Here is a 13,929-nt window from a genome sequence, read left to right as displayed (position 1 = left end):
TGGAGTGACTGATCAGCATGGATTGGCGTAATCGCGCAGCCTGCCTCGACAAGGACCCGGAGCTCTTCTTCCCAGTCGGTAACACGGGACCAGCACTTCTGCAGATCGAAGAAGCCAAGAGCGTCTGCCGTCGGTGCCCCGTAGTGGACACGTGTTTGCAGTGGGCGCTGGAATCCGGCCAGGACGCCGGCGTCTGGGGCGGCATGAGCGAAGATGAGCGCCGTGCCCTCAAACGCCGCGCAGCCCGGGCGCGCCGCGCGTCTTAACGGCGGCCCAACCAACCGAAATACAACGGGAGGCCGCAGACCATATGGTCTGCGGCCTTCCGTTTCTGTTTCCGGAAACAGTCAGGCCCTGGCCAGATTCAGGACAATTTCCACAGCGGTGCCCCCACCATCCCGCGGGCTCCATTGGATGGTCCCTCCCAGTTCACTGGTCACGAGGGTCCTTACGATCTGAAGGCCCAACCCTTCGGCGTACTGACCATCGGGCAGGCCGACGCCATCATCCGCAATCGTCACGGTCAGGAACTCGTCATTGCCGTCGCCCGGGGCCCGATCAGCAAGCAACCACACTGTGCCCGTGCGTCCCTCAAGTCCGTGTTCCACTGCGTTCGTCACCAATTCGTTAATCACCAAAGCCAGTGGCGTGGCGAAGTCGCTGGGCAGTTCCCCGAACATGCCGGAACGTTCGGTGCGGACATGCTGCGACGGGGAAGCCACCTCGGCAGAGAGCCTGAACTGACGGCCAATGAGTTCATCGAAGTCGACACTCTGTGTCAGGCCTTGCGAAAGTGTTTCGTGGACCAGGGCAATAGTCGCCACACGACGCATAGCCTGCTCCAACCCCTGTTTCGCCTCGTCGCTGACCATACGCCGGGACTGCATTCGCAGCAGGGCGGCAACCGTCTGAAGATTGTTCTTCACCCTGTGGTGTATTTCGCGAATGGTCGCGTCCTTCGTGACCAATTCCATCTCACGGCGCCTCAGCTCCGAAACATCCCTGCACAGGACCAGTGCACCGAAACGGTGCTGCTCATCGCGAAGCGGAATGGCACGCAAAGACAGGCTGACGCCCCGCGATTCGATTTCACTGCGCCAAGGCATCCGGCCGGTCACCACAAGCGGCAGGGTTTCATCGACCATCCTGCGGTCTTTCAACAATCCCGCAGTCACCTCGGCAAGCGACCTGCCTTCAAGCGACTCCACTTCACCCAGGCGGCGGAAGGCGGAAACACCATTCGGGCTGGCATATTGCACCACGCCGTCGGCGTCCAAGCGGATAAGCCCATCGCCAACCCGGGGCGCGCCCCGCCGGGAACCCGTCGGAGATGCGAAATCGGGCCACAGCCCCAAGGTCCCCATGCGGAGGAGGTCGTAGGCGCATTGCCGGTATGTCAGTTCGAGCCGTGACGGCATCCGCGAACTGGACAGATCCATGTGCGAGGTCACCACCGCCAGGGTCCTGCCGTTGCGGACCATGGGAACTGCTTCGACGCGAAGCGCCATCTCGCTGCTCCAACTGGTTTCGCTGGAACGCTCAATCGAGCGGCTGTTCCAAGCCTTCTCCACCAGCGGCCGAAGATCCGAACGGATGCCCTCGCCCACGAAGTCCGCATGGAACACCGTGTGGGATGTCGACGGACGTACGTGGGCGAGGGCGATGTATCCGAGTTCGGGATGCGGAAACCACAAAGCAAGATCCGCGAACGCAAGGTCGGCGACCATTTGCCAGTCACCGACCAGGAGGTGCAGCCATTCGGCATCCCCAGGCCCGAAATCAGCGTGTTCCCTGATGGGGTCTGTAAAGATTGCCACTGCACCTCCATTTACGACGCGGGCACATTGCTAGCGTCGGACGATTGACCTCAAGAGCCTTAATGCTACCGACAGGGAAGCCATGTCGTCGGCCTCAAGGGAATTCACTTCATCGAACATGGTCTTGGCACGTCCAAGCTGTTCGGCGTTCTGTCCTTCCCACGCCTTGAGCCTCTCCTCGGCAACGGTTCCGTCGGCAGTCGACTCCAGTACCGACGTCGTCATATCCGCGACCGTGGAGTAGAGGTCGTCCCGAAGGGCCGCGCGCGCCAGCGCCTGCCAACGGTCGTCGCGCGGCAGCGCACTGATACGCTCCAGCAGCGAATCAACATGGAACCGGTTAAACACCGTGTAGTAGACGTTGGCCACGTCTTCGACGCTGGTGGTCCGGGCCTGGGCGATCCGGGCGATGTCCAGAAGTGCATAGCTCTCAAAGAGTTCCGCCCACCGGTGCGCCAGATGCTCGGGGAGCTCCCAACTACGTGCCTTCTCCAACCAGCCCGTGATGCGGGTCTTGTCGTCTCCACGCAGGTAATCCAACAGCCTGGCGCGCAGCGGCTCCATCATCGGTTTGAAGGAGTCCACCACTTCGGCAATGGGCCGCGAAGCAATCCCCTGCCCCAGAACCCAGCGAACGGCCCTGTCCAAGAGACGGCGGATGTCCAGGTGGACCTCGCTCCAGTGCTCGGTCGGGAACGATGCCGGAAGGGCATTGAGGTCTTCAACCATGGAATCAAGATCGTAGATCTCACGCAGGGCGACGAACGCCTTCGCCACGGCCACTTCGTTGGCGGATGTCTCCTCAATGGCCCTGAAAGCAAAGGTGATGCCGCCGAGGTTGATGATGTCGTTGGCCACCACTGTGGCGATGATCTCGCGCCGCAGCGGGTGGGTGTCCAGCTCGGCGTCGAACTTCTCACGCAACTGCTTCGGGAAATACTGGCGGATGGTGTCCTTGAACCACGGGTCATCAGCCAGGTTGCTGTCCCGGAGGGCGGCACCCAGCTCGATCTTCGCGTAAGCGGCCAGCACAGAGAGCTCAGGCGACGTCAGTCCCTGGCCCTGTTCGAGGCGTTGCCGCAGGGTCTCGGTTGAGGGCAACGCTTCCAGATCGCGTTTAAGGTCTGCCGACTTCTCAAGCCAGTCCATCAGCCGTTCGTAGCTGGGGCTCCATTCCGCAACGCGGGTCCGGTCGTTCAGGAGGAGGATGTTCTGGTCGATGTTGTCCTGGAGGACCAACCGGCCAACTTCCTCGGTCATGTCAGCGAGGAACTCCGCACGTTCGGAGGCCTCGAGCTTGCCGGCGGCCACCATGCGATCGACGAAGATCTTGATGTTGACCTCATGGTCGGAGCAATCCACTCCAGCCGAGTTGTCGATGGCATCCGTATTAAGGATGACGCCCTGCAGGGCTGCCTCGATGCGACCACGCTGGGTGAGGCCCAGGTTTCCACCCTCACCCACCACCTTGACCCGAAGGTCCTTTCCGTCGACGCGGATTGCGTCGTTGGCTTTGTCGCCCACGGAGGCATTCGTCTCGGTGCTTGCCTTCACGTAGGTCCCGATGCCGCCGTTGTAAAGGAGGTCGGCCGGGGCCAAAAGGATCGCGCGAAGCAATTCAGGTGGACTCAGCTGCGTCGTGCCGTCGGGAAGGCCCAATGATTGGCGAACCTGCTCTGAAACCGGGATGGTCTTGGCCTGGCGTGCGTAAACTCCGCCGCCCTCGCTGATGAGTGAACGGTCGTAATCGTCCCAGGAAGACCGCGGCAGTTCGAAGAGCCGCTGCCTTTCGGCGAAGGAGGCCGCAGCGTCCGGAGCCGGGTCCAGGAAGATGTGCCGGTGGTCGAACGCCGCAACGAGCTTGATGTGGCGGGACAGCAGCATCCCGTTGCCGAAAACGTCGCCCGACATGTCGCCGACGCCTACAACCGTGAACTCTTCGGACTGGGTGTCCAGGTCGAGTTCACTGAAGTGCCGTTTTACGGATTCCCAAGCGCCACGGGCGGTGATGCCCATCGCCTTGTGGTCGTAGCCCACTGACCCGCCCGATGCGAAGGCATCGCCCAGCCAGAAACCGTATTCGGCGGCGAGCCCGTTGGCCGTGTCGGAGAACGTCGCGGTTCCCTTGTCCGCCGCCACCACCAGGTATGAGTCGTCACCATCGTGCCGGACAACGTCCGACGGCGGGACGAGCCGCTCACCGTCCGGTGAGGTCACCAGGTTGTCGGTGATGTCCAGCAGACCACGGATAAATGTTTTGTAGCTTTCGATTCCCTCGGCCATCCAGGCCCCACGGTCAACGGCGGGGTTGGGCAGCTTCTTTGCGAAAAAGCCGCCCTTTGCACCCGTGGGTACGATCACGGCGTTCTTGACGGTCTGTGCCTTGACCAGGCCAAGGATCTCGGTCCGGAAATCCTCTCGGCGGTCCGACCAGCGGAGGCCACCGCGCGCTACCTTGCCGAAACGGAGGTGCACGCCCTCGACCCGCGGGGAGTATACCCAGATCTCGTACATCGGGCGCGGGAACGGCAGGCCCTCAATGGAGGTGGGGTCCAGCTTGAAGCTGAGGTAGCCCTTGTTCTGGAAGAAGTTGGTGCGGAGGGTCGATTCAATAAGGTTGACGAAGGTGCGCAGGACGCGGTCGGCATCCAAGGTGGCAACTTCATCGATCGCCTTCGAAAGCGCAGCCCTGGCGGCACCTTGACGCTCCGAGCGCTGCGCTTCTTCAACCGCCGGGTCGAACCTCGCAGCAAACAATGAGGTCAGGCCACGGGCGACATCGGGGTTGGCGAGCAGCGTATCGGCGATAAATCCGAACGAGTTGGTATTACCCATCTGTCGCATGTATTTGGCGTAAGCCCGCAAGACAACGACCTGCCGCCAGTGCATCCCCTCACGGAGAACCAAACGGTCAAAGTTGTCTGACTCGACTGCTCCGGTGACGGCCGCTCCGAAGGAGTCGGCCAACAAGTCACCTGTTGCGAGGGGGTCAATTCCCGCCGGATATTTCAGCCCGAGGTCGTAAAGGAAGAAGTCGCGGTGATCAGCCGTTTCGATTTCGAAAGGCCGTTCGTCCAGGACCTCCAGCCCAAGGTTGTGGAAGTAGGGCAAAATCTGGCTGAGGCTCTTGGGCTCCATGAGGTACAGCTTGACGCGAGCGTCCTCTTCCAAAGACTCTCCTGCACCTTCAGGCAGGTATACGTGGACGCCGGGGCGAAGTTCCCTGGACGTTTCCCCTGCCCGCTCGGCCTCGGCGCCATACTTTTCGAAACGCTCGATGTCCTCAAGCGCATCCTCTACTTCGTAGTCGACGCGATATCCGGCTGGAAAAGCTTCGGCCCAGAGTGCTGAAAGGACTTCTGCAGTCTCGGCAGGCTGGTTCTCGCGAAGCACCTCGGCGATGCCTTCGCTCCATGAACGCGAGGCCCGCATCAACCGGTGTTCGAGCTCGGGTACGTTGACCTCTGCGAGTTCCGCGGTGCGGGGCAGCCTGATGCGGAAGAAGACGCGGGCCAAAGCAGATTCCGTAATCCGGGCCTCGTAGTCGATGCTTTCAGCCTGGAAGGTCTCACGGAGTTCCTGCTCAATGCGGAGCCGGACGCTGGTGGTGTAGCGGTCCCGGGGCAGGTATACCACTGCCGACATGAACCGGCCGTAAATGTCCGGCCGGAGGAACAGTTTGGTCCGGCGTCGCTCTTGCAGCCGTTGAATGCCCATCGCAGTGGCTGCGAGATCCGGAATTTCAATCTGGAACAGCTCATCGCGCGGATATGTCTCGAGAATGCCGAGGAGGTCCTTGCCGGAGTGGGAGTCGGTGGGGAATCCTGCGTTGCGGAGGACCGCGTCCACCTTGTCGCGCACGATCGGGATACTGCGCACCGAGCCGGTGTAGGCGCTGGTGGCAAACAGGCCGATGAACCTGCGTTCCCCATTGACGTTGCCAGCGGCGTCGAAGCTCTTGACGCCGATGTAATCCAGGTACGCAGGCCGGTGCACCGTCGAACGCGAGTTGGCCTTTGTGATGACCAACGCGCGCTTCTCCCGGGCACGCTTTCGGCCTGCATCGGTCAGGTGCTGGATTTGGCGCGTGGCGTCTCCCGCGCGCAGCAAGCCCAGTCCGCTCTCCTCGCGAAGTTCCAGGACATCCTCGCCGTTGTCATTGATGAGGTCATATTCGCGGTAGCCGAGGAACGTGAAGTTGCCGTTGTCCAGCCACCGCAGAAGATCCTGGGCCTGCCGCAGTTCGGCAATCTGCTCAGGGTGGGAAACGGTGCCGAGAGCCTCAGCGATCTCCAAGGCCTTGCTTCGCATCTTGGGCCAGTCTTCAACGGCAGCCCGGACATCGCCAAGGACCCGCTGCAGCCCTGCAACAAGTTCGTCCCGGGCATCTTCGCTGATGCGGTCGACTTCCACCGCAATCCAGGACTCCATGTGCGAGGAGTTGTCGCCGTCTCCGAGCAGGTGTGCCACGCTGGGGAGCGCTGCCGTATCACCGCTGGAAATTCCGATGTTGGAGGGAACCCGGGAAGCTTGCACCAGAGCTCCGGATACACGGTCCCTGGTAACCACAAAGAGAGGGTGCATCACCAGGCGGATGGCACAGTTCTGCCGGACGAGCTCGGCGTTGACCGAGTCCACAAGGAACGGCATGTCGTCGGTGACGATATAAACGACACTGCGGTCGGCTTCCGTGGCGATCTCGACAATTGCGTTTCCCGGCTTGCGCGATGCCGCAATCTGCTTGTGCTTGTCCGCCCTGGAGATCAGCAGCTCCGAAGAGTAGCCCCGCGCGTCCTCCTCGGCCAGGTGCTCGTAGTAATCGCCGTAGAACCCCTCACGGACAACTGCTGCATCGGACCGATCCTCCACACTGGATCCTGACGACATTTACAAACGCCTCCATCACATGTTGATTGCTGCGACTCTGCAGCCCACATTGCGAGCCTAGCGCTTAAGGAAGGCCAAAGCTCTGGATGATCGACCAGGAGATTCGCGTTTTTGCTGGCCCCATGCACAGACCAGTCCGGCGATTCCTTTCCGAAGCGCCGAATCCGGCGAGCATTCCAACAGAACTGATCCGGAAAGCAACGCAGCATCACAGGCCTCGAAATCCGCCGGAAGGTAGGTGTCGATGCCCTTGGCGGGTCCGAAGCGCTCCCATGCTTCGGACAACTGGTGACGTGGAGACCGTCCTGCCGACGATTGCCTCACCTTGTTCATGACGACGCGGACGTTTGCATCGGGTACGGCTGCCTCGAGTTCGGCAAGGCCTCTCACCAATCGCGGGACGCCAACTGCGTCGGCCGCTCCCACGGCGATAACTTCGTCCGCGAGTTCAAGGCACCTGAGCGTGGCCCCGTTCCTACGGGGCGCCAAGGTGTCATAGCTGAGTTCTTCATCGGATTCCAGACAAAATCCGACGTCGATCACCACAACCTGCCTCGTTTGGACGGCTCGTTCCAGCACGACAGACAACGCGATCGGCCTGAGTTCCGTCCATCGGTCAGCCCGTGTTATGCCACTCAGAAACTGAAAAGAGCCATGTTTTGTATGTACGTCCACCGCCGCCTTCCGAAGGGCGTCAGGCGTGAGGACGCCTTGGTCCGCCATGCGGCAAGCCTGCGCCAGACCTGCCGCCTCGTCCAGCAATCCCAACGCCGCCGCCGCACTGGCACCGTAGCTGTCGGCATCCACGAGCAAGACGGAACTGCCCGCCGCAGCCAACTCGGCAGCAATATTGACCGCAAGCATGGTTCGACCCGGCGCACCCGCGGGGCCCCAGACTGCGATGACCTTCCCGACGTTCACCGCCGCCGGGAACTCCTCGGCCGGTGACGATGCTTGTTTGACGGGAAAGTCCCCGGCGCCCACCCCGGAGAATTCAGCTTGAGATACCGGGCCGGTCCGTTCATTTCGCTCCTGGACAGTCTCGGAGATGGCCGCCGCCAAGCTATCCGCTTCGATTCCGGCGGGGGCGACGGCCACCCCGACAGCCTTCAAGCGGGCCGCCTCGTCAGGCTCGTCAGTCAGGGCAATGACAGTGACTCCCACAGCGTCCAGTCGGGCCACCAAGGACGCCGTAAGTCCGTCGGTGCCATCAGCCACCACCGCTGCCCGGGCGAGTCCGCTTTGGCAGGCTGCCATCAATTCCGTCAATTCAGAGCAGCGACGAACCACCGTGACCGGACCATGCAAGCGCTCGAGGCCACTCACCAGCTTGTCCTGTGCGGGACCGAAGGTGATTACGGGGATACTCACTGTCCACGGCCCGAGGGGTTCCAGACAACGGAGATCTTCGCCGCGTTGGCCTGCGCCCCAAGCAATCCGGGCATCTGTTGGTCGGTGACGAGAACCAGGACAACAGTAGCTTTGGCAGATCCCAGGGTGCTTGATCCCGGAGTTACTTGCGCGATTTCCGCGCCTGGCAAAAGCAAGGCCGGCTCCTTGTATCCACGTGCGGCGTCCGGCATGGCCACCCACACGTCCACCTTCGCTCCCTGGACTACCTGCGGAGGCAGCTCCCCTTCCACCGGTACGGCTACAGGCTTGCGGTTCAGCGCATCCGCCTGACCAAGGCTCTTCTGCGGAACCAGTTGGTTTTTCTCGATCCGCTGCAGGGCAACTTTGTCCGTCGTCAAGCCGTCGGCAACAGTGAGGTACGCAGGTTCGACGTCATCCAGGCGGACTTTCACCACGGCCAAGTCGGCCGGAGTGATGACCTGACCTACAGCTATCCCGTCCTTGGCGGCGTAGACCTCGGTGGTTTTGTCCGCCGATCCAACCACGGCGATGACGCCCGATACCGAGAGCAGTACCAATAGAACCCCAATGAGCAACCGGGGGTCTTTCCATGACGGCCGCTTGAGCCTGGCACCTTCCTGTGGCGACCTTTTTTCCATGTTGCCCGTTCCCCCTGCCGGATTTCGCCTTCAGTAACCAACATTCATTCTTGGCCAAGCCCACCGGTAACCAAAGCCAGTAACAGCAAAAGGTAAGAAACTGTGGATAACTGCACCAAGGAGTGTAAAGCGGTGGCAAAATGGCCTTATGCCCCGTTTCCTGACTCTGGCGGACGTCGCCGAACAACTACAGATCAACTCACCCCAGGCCTATGCCTTGGTTCGCAGTGGAGAGCTTAAGGCCATCCAGGTCGGCGGCCGCGGTCAGTGGCGAATTGAGGAGAAAATGCTCGAACAGTACATCGAAGAACGGTATGCGGAGGCCAGCCGCATGATCGGGAAATCGAAGTCAAAGAGCGCCTGAACCAGCTCAATAATCCCGCGGACCGATTGAACAAACGGCCTCAAGTGAAGCGAACGGCACGGTAGCCACTAGAGCCACCGCTTCACGTCGCCTGGTTTCACCCCTGGTCACAGCCAGGTCCAGGAAATCGTGTCCCACGCCGTCGATCACGCCTTCGAGGACCCGGCCTCGATCCTGCCCTGTCGCCACATGGACAGCCACTTCTGCCCTGTCCCTGGCCAAACGGCGGATTGCACCGGGAAGCGGAAGTGAGGCGACGCCGACGTTTTCGGTTTTGTGGACCGGCCGCCCCAGCGCCTCGACGTAGCCGAGCGACTCCATCGGCACCAGCCATTGCCGCATGCCTTCGGCCAGCACGAACCAGTCGCGGCCCACACACCCCAATCTCCCTGAAACCCTCATGCCCGTACCCAAGACAAATACGGCCTCTGAGCCGAGCGCTCCCCGCAGCCTGTCGGCCAACATCACTTGGGATGCTTCAACCCGGGCACGTTCGGTGATCTCTGCTTCCTGTGCCAATTGCCGATTTGAAGCGAATTGCGCTCCGAGATCGTTGAATAGAGAGTCCCATCTCATATGCTCAGAGTAGGCTCAACAGCGAAGCCGCGCCAAGCAAGGAGCCTCGTCGCGTCGCAAATTGGACAAATGATGTCGAATGTGTTCAGAATGAGCAAAGTTCATCAAATGATGTCAAACGATGCAATCCGAGGCAGGGGATCAATGGACCGAACGCATTCCGCGTCAAGGCGCGATACGGCCTTGATTGTGTCAGTTCCCGTTCTCGGCCTCTTGCTGGCTGTCCTGGGCCGGTTGGCAGCGGGATCCGGGGCTCCCCTAGGGGCTGTGACCCAGGCAGCCACCTTTGACCGCCTCCTGGCAGTCGTTGGCAGCCTCCTTGGCATGGCGATCATCGCTTGGTGGTTCCTGTCTCTTGCGGCAGCGTTCGCTGCTGCTGTCCTCCAACGGTCGGGCAGGAGGGTTCGAGCCGGGATCGTCGCCAAGGGCAGTCCGGCGTTCATGCTCCGGATTGTCTTCGCCCTTCTTTGCGTCAACGTCCTGTCCGCACCAGCTGCCCGGGGCGACGCACCTGAACCCGCTTGGCACTTTGCTTCGACCAACACTGCAGCGGCAGCCGACCCGTCGTGGAAAGCAGCACCCGGCGGGGTCGTCCCTGAGTGGACTCCGGCTGCTCCGCTAACGGAGCCTGGATTGCTCAGCCGGCGAGCCGGCCGCACCACCACTCCCGTCCCTGCCGGCGAAGCCCCGGAGGTAGTGGTGGCAGGCGACACTCTTTGGTCAATCGCTGCCCGTCGGTCAGGACCATTTGCCAACGACGTCGATGTGGCACTTAACTGGCCCAAGTGGTATGCCGCGAACAAAGCGCTCATCGGAGACGATCCGTCGCTCCTCCGTCCCGGCCAAGTCCTGCAACCACCACCCGGCTGAGGCCAACAGAACAAACCGAGGGAACTCCGTCCACTCAGGGACCGGTTACTTTTACCAAAGAGCACCACGCGTCATCCCAGAAAAAGCAATTTCCGCCAGGCTATCCCCCGCCCTGGCCCGGAAAGCCAACTTCTGAGGATAGACATGACGATGACCGCGGCCCGCATGCCGATAAGAAGGCGCGTACCAAAACAAGGCGGGGCAACTCAGGGAGCAAGCGCTCGGGACATTGACGTCCGGCTTGTGGCCCGGAGCATAGCCCAGGCGGCCGTAGAGGTCCTCGCCGGCACCCGGCCCATCCAGCAGTTGGCGCGATCACTGGATCCGGACTGCTACCTTGCGCTGCAGCATCGAACAGCGCTGACACGCGAACACACTGCCCGTTCTCATCGGGCTCGGCGTGTGCATATGAGCCCGATGGTGCGGTCAGTCCGAGCCTGTCGGATTTCGGATCACGTTTGTGAGGCGACGGTGGTAGTAGCCGAAGAGCAGAGGTGCCGTGCGATCGCCCTGCGTTTGGAACGCAGGGAGGAGAGTTGGCAAGTCACAGCCCTCGTGATCGGATAGCAACCCGGTCGCGCGGGGCATGGATAGGGCCCGACCTGCTCGGATGAGACAGAACGGGCCCTGTAGCCATACAGCTTTTCGGAACGTTAGCGGCGCTTCTTCTTTGCGGACCGGCGGGGTTCCTGCGAGGCGGCCTTGGCGGGGTTTCCCGAACGGCCGGAAGACCTTCCCTCGATGCGTGTTTGAGTTCCGCCGTCCTCGCCCGGAGCAGTGTATTGCAGCTGAGCCGGCTTTTCCGGCGCTTCCAGGCCGGCCGCGCGGATCTGTGGATCGTGGTGTTCGGTGTGCGTTCCGCTTGCAGAGTCGTCGGCAACAACCACGTCTTCAGCGGGTGTGACTTCTACTTCCAGGTTGTACAAGAAGCCGATGCTCTCTTCGCGGATGGCCTCCATCATGCTCTGGAACATGACGAAGCCTTCACGCTGGTACTCCACTAGGGGATCGCGCTGGGCCATTGCGCGCAGACCAATCCCCTCTTTGAGATAGTCCATCTCATAGAGGTGCTCCTGCCATTTGCGTCCCAGCACGGAGAGAACGACGCGACGCTCGAGCTCCCTCATGCTTTCAGAACCAATGGCTTCTTCACGGGCCTGGTACACGAGCCGGGCGTCCGAAAGGATCTCCTCGCGGAGGAAGTCGGCTGTAACCTTCGACTTTCCGCCCGCTTCGTCGATGATGTCTTGCGGGGTAATGGTGGCCGGGTAAAGCGTCTTGAGGTTGGACCACAACTGGTTGAAGTCCCAGTCGTCCCCCGTTCCTTCAGCAGTGGCAGCATCGATGAGGGCGTTGATCGTGTCTTCCAGGAAGTACTGGACCTTCTCGTGGAGATCATCACCCTCAAGGATCCGGCGCCGGTCCCCATAAATTGCTTCGCGCTGGCGGTTCAAAACGTCGTCGTACTTCAGGACGTTCTTGCGCTGTTCTGCGTTACGGGCTTCCACCTGGCCCTGGGCTGAGGCGATGGCGCGCGAGACCAGCTTGGACTCCAGAGCAACATCGTCCGGCACGGAGCTGTTCATCAGGCGCTCGGCCGCACCCGAGTTGAAGAGCCGCATGAGGTCATCGGTCAACGAAAGGTAGAAACGCGACTCTCCAGGGTCACCCTGACGACCGGAACGTCCCCGAAGCTGGTTGTCGATGCGCCGGGACTCGTGGCGTTCTGTACCCAGGACATAAAGCCCGCCAAGGTCCAGCACTTCTTCGTGCTCATCTTTGACCGCCTGCTTGGCTGCGGCAAGGGCCGCAGGCCAGGCGGCCTCGTATTCTTCGGAATTCTCTTCCGGGTCGAGCCCTCGCTTGGCGAGTTCTGCAATGGCCGTGAATTCGGCATTGCCGCCCAGCATGATGTCGGTACCACGGCCGGCCATGTTGGTTGCAACCGTCACGGCACCCTTGCGCCCGGCTTGGGCCACGATCGATGCTTCACGGGCATGGTTCTTTGCGTTGAGGACCTCGTGGCGGATACCTTCCTTGGCCAGAAGCTTGGAGAGGTATTCACTCTTCTCGACACTGGTGGTGCCGACCAGGACCGGCTGGCCTTTCTCGTGGCGCTCCGCGATGTCCTTGACCACGGCGTCGAACTTGACGACCTCATTCTTGTACACGAGGTCGGACTGGTCGATGCGCTGCATGTCCCTGTTGGTGGGAATGGGAACGACGCCGAGTTTGTACGTGCTCATGAACTCCGCCGCCTCGGTTTCAGCGGTACCCGTCATGCCCGAGAGCTTGGAATACATGCGGAAGTAGTTCTGCAGCGTCACGGTGGCGAGCGTCTGGTTTTCGGCCTTGATCTCGACGTTTTCCTTGGCTTCGATCGCCTGGTGCATGCCTTCGTTGTAGCGACGGCCAGCAAGGATACGGCCGGTGTGTTCGTCGACAATCAGGACTTCTCCGTCGAGAATGACGTAGTCCTTGTCCCGCTTGAACAGCTCTTTGGCCTTGATGGCGTTGTTGAGGAACCCAATGAGGGGGGTGTTGGCGGATTCGTAGAGGTTCTGGATACCAAGGTAGTCCTCGACCTTCTCAATGCCGGCCTCAAGGACGCCAACCGTGCGCTTCTTCTCGTCGACCTCATAGTCGACCTCAGGCTGCAGGCGGAGGACAACCTTGGCGAACTCGCTGTACCAGCGGTTGGTGTCGCCCTGCGCGGGACCGGAGATGATGAGCGGGGTGCGGGCCTCGTCGATCAGGATCGAGTCGACCTCATCCACAATGGCAAAATTGTGTCCGCGCTGAACCAGTTCGCTGGCGTCCCATGCCATGTTGTCGCGCAGGTAGTCGAACCCGAATTCGTTGTTGGTTCCGTACGTGATGTCGGCGGCGTACTGTTCACGGCGGACGGCAGGGTCCTGGTTCGCCAGGATGCAGCCGCTCGTGAGGCCCAGGAAACGGTACACGCGTCCCATGAGTTCCGATTGATATTCGGCGAGGTAGTCATTCACGGTGACCACGTGTACGCCCTTGCCCGTGAGCGCGTTGAGGAACGCAGGTGCGGTTGCCACGAGGGTCTTGCCTTCACCGGTTTTCATCTCTGCGATGTTGCCCAGATGGAGCGCGGCGCCACCCATGAGCTGAACGTCAAAATGACGCATTCCCAGGGTCCTTGATGAAGCCTCGCGGACTGCGGCAAATGCCTCGGGAAGGAGGTCGTTGAGTGACTCGCCGTCTTGGTGCCGGCTGCGGAGACGGTCTGTTTCCTCACGAAGTTCGGCATCTGAGAACGTCTTGAAGGAGTCTTCAAGGGCATTGATGGAATCGGCATAGTTCCGCAGTTGCTTCAGGGTTTTTTTGTCACCCGTGCGGAGAAGTTTTTCGATTAGTGATGCCACGTGAAATT

10 protein-coding genes are annotated in these 13,929 nt (G+C 61.2%); 4 read left to right on the top strand and 6 right to left on the bottom strand.

Annotated features, from left to right (window positions below; all coding sequences use genetic code 11):
* Nucleotides 1-17: 17 nt before the first annotated feature.
* Nucleotides 18-266 (top strand): WhiB family transcriptional regulator, encoded by a 249-nt coding sequence (locus ACIPY2_RS01765; RefSeq protein WP_003804966.1) that lies wholly within the window; start codon nt 18-20, stop codon nt 264-266.
* Between the two features lie 81 nt (nt 267-347).
* On the opposite strand, the gene ACIPY2_RS01760 is transcribed toward ACIPY2_RS01765, so the two are convergent.
* From ACIPY2_RS01760 to ACIPY2_RS01745, 4 genes are read right to left on the bottom strand one after another with little or no spacing between them, the layout of a single operon-like run.
* On the bottom strand, nt 348-1,817 hold the full coding sequence (locus tag ACIPY2_RS01760) for a sensor histidine kinase (RefSeq protein WP_400264674.1): 1,470 nt from the start codon (nt 1,815-1,817) through the stop codon (nt 348-350).
* Between the two features lie 30 nt (nt 1,818-1,847).
* A complete protein-coding gene (locus ACIPY2_RS01755) occupies nt 1,848-6,704 on the bottom strand; it encodes an NAD-glutamate dehydrogenase (protein WP_400264673.1) in 4,857 nt (1,618 codons plus the stop codon).
* A gap of 57 nt (nt 6,705-6,761) precedes the next feature.
* Complete coding sequence (locus tag ACIPY2_RS01750; RefSeq protein WP_400264672.1) at nt 6,762-8,075, bottom strand: CpaE family protein; 1,314 nt, start codon at nt 8,073-8,075, stop codon at nt 6,762-6,764.
* The gene (locus ACIPY2_RS01745; protein ID WP_400264671.1) at nt 8,072-8,716 is read right to left on the bottom strand and encodes an SAF domain-containing protein; all 645 of its coding nucleotides are present in this window, start codon (nt 8,714-8,716) and stop codon (nt 8,072-8,074) included. Before ACIPY2_RS01745 ends, ACIPY2_RS01750 begins: the two co-directional genes overlap by 4 nt.
* A 148-nt stretch (nt 8,717-8,864) precedes the next feature.
* Here ACIPY2_RS01745 and ACIPY2_RS01740 point away from each other — a divergent pair, with 148 nt between their 5' ends.
* Complete coding sequence (locus ACIPY2_RS01740) at nt 8,865-9,080, top strand: helix-turn-helix domain-containing protein (protein WP_400264670.1); 216 nt, start codon at nt 8,865-8,867, stop codon at nt 9,078-9,080.
* A gap of 6 nt (nt 9,081-9,086) precedes the next feature.
* Here the strand turns inward: ACIPY2_RS01740 and ACIPY2_RS01735 are convergent, their stop codons facing one another.
* Nucleotides 9,087-9,599, bottom strand: a complete 513-nt coding sequence (locus ACIPY2_RS01735; RefSeq protein ID WP_400264669.1) for a hypothetical protein — start codon at nt 9,597-9,599, stop codon at nt 9,087-9,089.
* 246 nt (nt 9,600-9,845) lie between these two features.
* Here ACIPY2_RS01735 and ACIPY2_RS01730 point away from each other — a divergent pair, with 246 nt between their 5' ends.
* Nucleotides 9,846-10,526, top strand: a complete 681-nt coding sequence (locus ACIPY2_RS01730; protein ID WP_400264668.1) for a LysM peptidoglycan-binding domain-containing protein — start codon at nt 9,846-9,848, stop codon at nt 10,524-10,526.
* A gap of 144 nt (nt 10,527-10,670) precedes the next feature.
* Complete coding sequence (locus tag ACIPY2_RS01725) at nt 10,671-11,093, top strand: Rv3235 family protein (RefSeq protein WP_400264667.1); 423 nt, start codon at nt 10,671-10,673, stop codon at nt 11,091-11,093.
* 86 nt (nt 11,094-11,179) lie between these two features.
* Here the strand turns inward: ACIPY2_RS01725 and secA are convergent, their stop codons facing one another.
* Nucleotides 11,180-13,921: a preprotein translocase subunit SecA gene (secA, locus tag ACIPY2_RS01720; protein WP_400264666.1), complete on the bottom strand. Its 2,742-nt coding sequence runs from the start codon at nt 13,919-13,921 to the stop codon at nt 11,180-11,182.
* Nucleotides 13,922-13,929: the final 8 nt, after the last annotated feature.

The organism is Paenarthrobacter sp. NPDC089675 (assembly GCF_044749185.1).
In the GTDB taxonomy this organism is placed as follows: domain Bacteria; phylum Actinomycetota; class Actinomycetes; order Actinomycetales; family Micrococcaceae; genus Arthrobacter.
This window is presented reverse-complemented; position numbering and strand designations above follow the sequence as displayed.

Bases quoted from the DNA above. Each gene is read 5' to 3' on its own strand.
- ACIPY2_RS01765 (WP_003804966.1), top strand. From the start codon at position 18: ATGGATTGGCGTAATCGCGCAGCCTGCCTCGACAAGGACCCGGAGCTC.
- ACIPY2_RS01755 (WP_400264673.1), bottom strand. From the start codon at position 6,704: ATGTCGTCAGGATCCAGTGTGGAGGATCGGTCCGATGCAGCAGTTGTC.
- ACIPY2_RS01745 (WP_400264671.1), bottom strand. From the start codon at position 8,716: ATGGAAAAAAGGTCGCCACAGGAAGGTGCCAGGCTCAAGCGGCCGTCA.
- ACIPY2_RS01740 (WP_400264670.1), top strand. From the start codon at position 8,865: ATGCCCCGTTTCCTGACTCTGGCGGACGTCGCCGAACAACTACAGATC.
- ACIPY2_RS01725 (WP_400264667.1), top strand. From the start codon at position 10,671: ATGACGATGACCGCGGCCCGCATGCCGATAAGAAGGCGCGTACCAAAA.